At 63.8% G+C, this 6,519-nt stretch carries 4 protein-coding genes; all 4 read right to left on the reverse strand.

The window, feature by feature from the left end; translation table 11 throughout:
* Positions 1-17: 17 nt before the first annotated feature.
* A complete protein-coding gene (gene narJ, locus QZ501_RS07745; protein ID WP_160898328.1) occupies positions 18-749 on the reverse strand; it encodes a nitrate reductase molybdenum cofactor assembly chaperone in 732 nt (243 codons plus the stop codon).
* A 10-nt stretch (positions 750-759) separates the two neighbouring features.
* Complete coding sequence (narH, locus tag QZ501_RS07750) at positions 760-2,313, reverse strand: nitrate reductase subunit beta (RefSeq protein ID WP_095616313.1); 1,554 nt, start codon at positions 2,311-2,313, stop codon at positions 760-762.
* Position 2,314: 1 nt separating this feature from the next.
* Positions 2,315-6,064 (reverse strand): nitrate reductase subunit alpha, encoded by a 3,750-nt coding sequence (locus QZ501_RS07755; protein ID WP_295718561.1) that lies wholly within the window; start codon positions 6,062-6,064, stop codon positions 2,315-2,317.
* Positions 6,065-6,219: 155 nt separating this feature from the next.
* A partial coding sequence (locus QZ501_RS07760; RefSeq protein WP_295718563.1) for a hypothetical protein occupies positions 6,220-6,519 on the reverse strand: 300 nt, incomplete at its 5' end.

Genomic DNA, 6,519 nt, shown 5'->3' on the forward strand with positions numbered 1-6,519 from the left:
GGTGTCTCTCCCCTGAATCAGCGTTGGCCGGCGGCCTGGGCGCCGGGGTTGTCCACCCAGCGCACAGGGATCTCGTCCGTGGGTGTGGTGGCGGGGCCGGGGCTGGTGTTGCCGCAGCCACCGCCGGCCGGGTCGTTATTGCCGAGGAAGGTGACCTGTTCCTCTTCCCAGATTTCGTCCATCTTGGTGATGGATTCGTCCGGGCCCTCGTTGGCGGCCAGTTCCCGCATGTCGCGGGCCTGCTCGCAGCTGCCGCCGATGGCTTCCAGCGCGTGGAAGAGGGCGGCATAGGGGGATTCCTTTTCCTCCAGGCGGGCCCCGAGCAGTACCATCACGGGCATGGCGTCACCGAGCATATCGGTGATCTCGGTTTCGTCCTGGGTAGAGAGGTATTCCAGGAACAGCGGGATGTAGTCCGGCAGTTCCTTTGCGTCCAGCTCGTAGCCGTGCAGGCGGTAGTGTTCCATCAGGTCGACCATGGCCTGGCCGCGGTCCCGGGATTCACCGTGTACGTGCTCGAACAGGTGCAGTGACAGGTGGCGGCCGCGGTCGAACAGGCTCACGTAGTTCTCCTGGATTTCGCCCAGCGGGCGGGCCGCCAGGTCGTCGATCAGCGCCAGAAGCTCGTCACGGGGGGCTTCCCCGAGCCGCGATTCGCTGCGGATGACCTCGGCCAGCTCCGGCAGGGCCTCGTGCATGGGCCCTGTCGGGTAGGCCATGAGATGGGCGATGGCGTGCAGTGTCTTCATGATGATCTCCTCAGTTGCCCATCTTCTCGACGCGAACGGAAAAGAAGTTGCGCTTGTTGTTGGGCTTGCCGCCGAAGACGTCGGCATCCTCGCCGCCGCCGGCGTTGCAGCCACTGCCGAAGCTGAAGCCACAGCCACCGCGCTCGGTCTGGCCGTCGTACATGGAGTGGGCGTACTCGCGCTTGTTGGTCGGGATCACGAAGCGGTCCTCGTAGTCGGCGATGGCCATGTAGCGGAACATCTCCTCGACTGTCGCCACGTCCAGGCCGACCCGCTCCAGCACCTCGGTGTCCTCAACGCCATCCACGTTGCGCCCGCGCATGAAGGCCCGCATGGCCAGCATCCGTTCAAGGGCGTGGGTGATGGGTTGTTCTTCACCGGCGGTGAGCATGTTGGCCAGGTAACGCACCGGGATGCGCAGCTGGTCCACGTCCGGGATCGCGCCGTTGTAGCCGATGCGGCCGGACTCGGCAGCGGATTGGATGGGCGACAGCGGCGGGGCGTACCACACCATGGGCAGCGTCCGGTATTCCGGGTGCAGCGGGAAGGCGACTTTCCACTCCATGGCCATCTTGTAGACCGGGGAGTTCTTGGCGGCTTCCAGCCAGTCGTCCGGGATGCCCTGGCGCCGTGCTTCGGCCTCAATCTCCGGGTCATGGGGGTTGAGGAAGACGTCCATCTGAGCTTCGTAGAGATCCTGCTCATTCGGTGTGCTGGCTGCTTCCTCGATGCGGTCGGCATCGTAGAGCATCACGCCCAGGTAGCGGATCCGGCCCACGCAGGTCTCGGAGCACACGGTCGGCTGGCCCACTTCGATGCGCGGGTAGCAGAAGGTGCACTTCTCGGACTTGCCGGATTTCCAGTTGTAGTAGATCTTCTTGTACGGGCAGCCGGAGACGCACATGCGCCAGCCGCGGCACTTGTCCTGGTCGATCAGCACGATGCCGTCCTCTTCCCGCTTGTAGATGGCGCCGCTCGGGCAGGACGCCACACAGGTGGGGTTGAGGCAGTGTTCGCACAGCCGGGGCAGGTACATCATGAAGGTGTTCTCGAACTGGCCGTAGATCTCCTTCTGCACGCCCTCGAAGTTGTAGTCTTTCGAACGGTGCTTGAATTCCGTGCCCAGGATCTCTTCCCAGTTCGGGCCCCATTCGATCTTCTCCATGCGCTTGCCGGTCAGCAGCGAGCGTGGCCGGGCCGTGGGCATGGTCTTCGAGTCGCCCGCCTTCTGAAGGTGGGCGTAGTCGAAGTCGAAAGGCTCGTAGTAATCGTCGATGGCCGGCATGTCCGGGTTGGCGAAGATGTTCGCCAGTACCCGCCAGCGCCCGCCGATGCGCGGCTGGATGCTGCCGTCGTCAAGGCGCTTCCAGCCGCCTTTCCAGCGTTCCTGGTTCTCCCACTCCTTGGGGTAGCCCACGCCGGGCTTGGTCTCAACGTTGTTGAACCAGGCGTATTCCATGCCCTCGCGGGAGGTCCAGACGTTCTTGCAGGTCACTGAACAGGTATGGCAACCAATGCACTTGTCCAGGTTCAGTACCTTGCCGATCTGTGCGCGTATCCTCATGTCATGCCCCCTCTGTCCGCATGGCATCGCTGGATTCCTCGTCCATCCAGTCGATGTTGCTCATCTTCCGGACGACGATGAATTCGTCGCGGTTGGAACCCACGGTTCCGTGATAGTTGAAGAAGTAGCTCTGCTGGGCGTAGCCGCCGATCATGTGGGTCGGCTTGAGCACGGCCCGGGTCACGGAGTTGTGAATGCCGCCGCGGTTGCCGGTGATCTCGGATCCGGGGGTGTTCACGATTTTCTCCTGGGCGTGGTACATCATCGACATACCCTCGGGCACCCGCTGGCTCACCACCGCCCGGGCCGTGATGGCGCCGTTGACGTTGAAGACCTCGATCCAGTCGTTGTCCTCAAGCCCGGCCTTGGCCGCGTCTGTTTCGCTCATCCAGACGATCGGGCCGCCGCGCGAGAGCGTGAGCATCAGCAGGTTGTCCGTGTAGGTGCTGTGGATGCCCCACTTCTGGTGCGGCGTGATGAAGTTGAGCACGATCTCGGTGTTGCCATTGCCCTTCTTGTTCAGGATCGGGTCGATGGTCTTCATGTCGATCGGCGGCTTGTAGACGCACAGGGTCTCGCCGAAGGCGCGCATCCAGAGGTGATCCTGGTAGAACTGCTGGCGTCCGGTGAGGGTCCGCCACGGGATCAGCTCGTTGATGTTGGTCCAGCCCGCGTTGTAGCTCACCTTCTCGGACTCGATGCCCGACCAGGTGGGCGAGGAGATGATCTTGCGCGGCTGGGCCACGATGTCGTTGAACCGGATGGTCTCGCCCTCGTGGTGGCGGGCAAGATGTGCATGCTCGCGACCGGTCTGTTCGCTCATCGCATCCCAGGCGCGCACCGCTACGTGGCCGTTGGTTTCCGGCGCCAGGCTCAGGATCGTCTCGCAGGCATTGATGGCGGTGCGGATCTTCGGGCGCCCCTTGGTGCTGACGTTCTCAGTAACGCGGCCGTTGAGATCGCCCAGGAATTCCACCTCCTCGTTGGTCTTCCAGGTGATGCCCTTACCGCCATTGCCCACGTTGTCCATGAGCGGGCCAAGCGCGGTGAAGCGGTTGTAGGTCTCGGGGTAGTTGCGTTCCACCGTCACCATATTGGGCATGGTCTTGCCGGGGATGGGCTCGCACTCACCTTTCTTCCAGTCCTTCACGTCCTTGGGCTGCGCCATTTCCGCCGGCGTGTCGTGAATGTGCGGCAGGGTGGTGACGTCGGTTTCCTCACCCAGGTGGCCCACGCAGAGCTCGGAGAATTTCTTCGCGATGCCCCGGTAGATGTCCCAGTCCGAGCGTGACTCCCAAGCCGGATCCACGGCCGCCGTGAGCGGGTGGATGAAGGGGTGCATGTCGGAGGTGTTCATGTCGTGCTTCTCGTACCAGGTTGCGGTTGGCAGCACGATGTCCGAGTACATGCAGGTGGTCGACATCCGGAAGTCCAGGGTGGTCAGCAGGTCCAGCTTGCCGGTGGCCGCGTCGCGCCACTGCACCTCTTCGGGCTTCTCCGCGTTCGGGATGCTGTCCAGGTCCTTGCCCTGGAGGCCGTTCTCGGTGCCGAGCAGGTACTTGAGGAAGTACTCGTGGCCCTTGCCCGAGGAGCCCAGCAGGTTGGAGCGCCAGACGAACATGTTGCGCGGGAAGTTGGCCGGGTTGTCCGGGTCCTCGCTGGCGAACTGGAGGCTGCCATCGCGCAGCGACTGCACGATGTAGTCCTTGATCTCCATGCCCGCTTCTTTCGCTTCACGCGCCACCTGCAACGGGTTGCGGGAAAGCTGTGGTGCTGAAGGCAGCCAGCCCATGCGCTCGGCGCGCACGTTGTAGTCGATCATGGAGCCGTTCCAGTCCTTCGGGTCCACCAGCGGCGATAGGATCTCCTCCATGCCCACGGTCTCATGACGCCACTGGCTGGTGTGGGCGTAGAAGAAGGAGGTGGAGTTCATGTGCCGCGGCGGACGGTGCCAGTCCATCGCAAAGGCCACGGGCGCCCAGCCGGTCTGCGGGCGCAGCTTCTCCTGGCCCACGTAGTGGGCCCAGCCGCCGCCGGAGACGCCGACGCAGCCGCACATCATCAGCATCTTGATGACGCCCCGGTAGTTCATGTCCATGTGGTACCAGTGGTTCATGGCGGCACCGATGATGATCATGGACTTGCCGTGGGTCTTGTGGGCGTTCTCGGCGAACTGCTGCGCCACGGTGATGACCTTCTCGCGCGGCACACCGGTGATGGCTTCCTGCCAGGCGGGGGTGTAGGGCACGTCGTCATCGTAGGAACTGGCCACATGATTGCCGCCGAGTCCGCGGTCGATGCCGTAGTTGGCCACCATCAGGTCAAAGACGCTGGCCACGCGGGCCTTGCTGCCGTCGGCCAGGGTGATGGTGCGCATGGGCACCCGGCGCTTCTGGATCGGGTCGTGGCTGGTGTGGGAGAAGTGCGGGTTGCCGCCGCCCCCGAAGTAGGGGAAGGCCACGTCGCTGACTTCGTCGGCGTTGTCGATGTGGCTCAGACTCAGGTGGATGTCCTTGCCGTCGCCCGTCTTCTGCTCGAGGTTCCACTTGCCCTTGGTCTCGGTCCAGCGGAAGCCGATGGAACCGGTCGGTGCCACCATGCTGTTGCTGGTCTCGTCCCAGGCAATGGTCTTCCAGTCGGCATTCTCGTCTTCGCCCAGGTTCTTCGCCAGGTCCGAGGCGCGCAGGAAGCGGCCGGGTACCGTGTTGCCGTTTTCCTCGTCGAGCATGACCAGGTAGGGCAGGTCGGTGTAGCGGCGCACGTAGTCGTCGAAGTAGTCACTCCGGCCCTCAACGTGCCACTCCTTGAGGATGACGTGGCCCAGCGCCATGGCCAGTGCCGAGTCGGTGCCCTGCTTGGGGTTGAGCCAGATGTCGCCGAACTTGGAGGCCTCGGAGTAGTCCGGGGTCACGGTGACGGTCTTGGTGCCCCGGTAGCGGGCCTCGGTCATGTAGTGGGCGTCCGGGGTGCGCGTCTGCGGCACGTTGGAGCCCCACATCATCAGGAAGGTGGAGTTGAACCAGTCCGCGGATTCCGGCACATCCGTCTGCTCGCCCCAGGTCTGCGGCGAGGCCGGCGGCAGGTCGCAGTACCAGTCGTAGAAGCTCATGCAGACGCCACCGATCAGCGACAGGTAGCGGGTGCCGGCGGCGTAGGAGACCATGGACATGGCCGGGATCGGGGAGAAACCAATGATCCGGTCCGGGCCGTAGTCGCGCGCGGTGTAGACGTTGGCGGCGGCGATGATCTCCTGGACTTCGGTCCAGTCGGCACGCACGAAGCCGCCCAGGCCCCGACGGGACTTGTAGGCGTGGGCTTTCTGCGGGTCCTGGACGATGGACGCCCAGGCTTGAACCGGGTCGCTGTGCTGCTTTTTCGCGTCGCGCCAGAGTTCGACCAGGTGGCGGCGCACCATGGGATACTTCAGGCGGTTGGCGGAATAGATATACCACGAGAAGCTCGCGCCCCGGGCGCAGCCGCGCGGTTCGTGGTTGGGCAGGCCCGGGCGTGTGCGCGGGTAGTCGGTCTGCTGGGTTTCCCAGGTGACCAGGCCGTTCTTGACGTAGATCTTCCAGGAACATGACCCGGTACAGTTCACGCCGTGGGTGGAGCGCACTACCTTGTCGTGCTGCCAGCGCGAGCGGTAGCCGTCTTCCCAGCGCCTGTCCTGGTCCACGCTCACGCCGTGGCCGTCGGCGAACGGTTCCCTCTGGCGCTTGAAGAACGTCAGTCGGTCCAGAAAGTTACTCATCTTGATCTCCTCAGGTTTGCCCTGTCCGCGCTGCCTGAACGTTGAGCTTTCTCAATGTTCAGGCTGATGGGCCCTATTCTGGTCAATAAGAAGTATCAGGTCTGCATGGATACCACGAGATAACCGGGATCTACCCCCCAAGGGATAGGAAAGGGTTACACGCGGGTTTCAGTGGGATCGCCAAGGGCGGCGAGGAGGCCGGCGGCAATGAGGATAAGGCCGATGCTCATCAGGGGGGTAAAGCGCCAGCCGAAGGCGTCCGTGATCAGGGGGGTTGAGACATAGGCAAAGGCGATCCCCAATGCGCACAGAACCAGAAGCCCGGTGGTCAGCGCCAGGCAGGGGATGCGGGTCAACCTGTGCAGGTAGACCACGCCGGCGGCGAAGCAGCCGGGAACCACGCCAAGCCCCGCGCCCACCAGCAGCAGGTGGCTGAAGCGGGTTGCCAGTGCCAG

This window comes from uncultured Halovibrio sp. (genome assembly GCF_913056445.1).
GTDB classification, from domain to species: Bacteria; Pseudomonadota; Gammaproteobacteria; order Pseudomonadales; family Oleiphilaceae; genus Halospina; species Halospina utahensis_B.

Excerpts from the sequence above, each read along its gene's own strand:
- narH (WP_095616313.1), bottom strand. The coding sequence starts at position 2,313 with ATGAGGATACGCGCACAGATCGGCAAGGTACTGAACCTGGACAAGTGC.
- QZ501_RS07755 (WP_295718561.1), bottom strand. The coding sequence starts at position 6,064 with ATGAGTAACTTTCTGGACCGACTGACGTTCTTCAAGCGCCAGAGGGAA.
- narJ (WP_160898328.1), bottom strand. The coding sequence starts at position 749 with ATGAAGACACTGCACGCCATCGCCCATCTCATGGCCTACCCGACAGGG.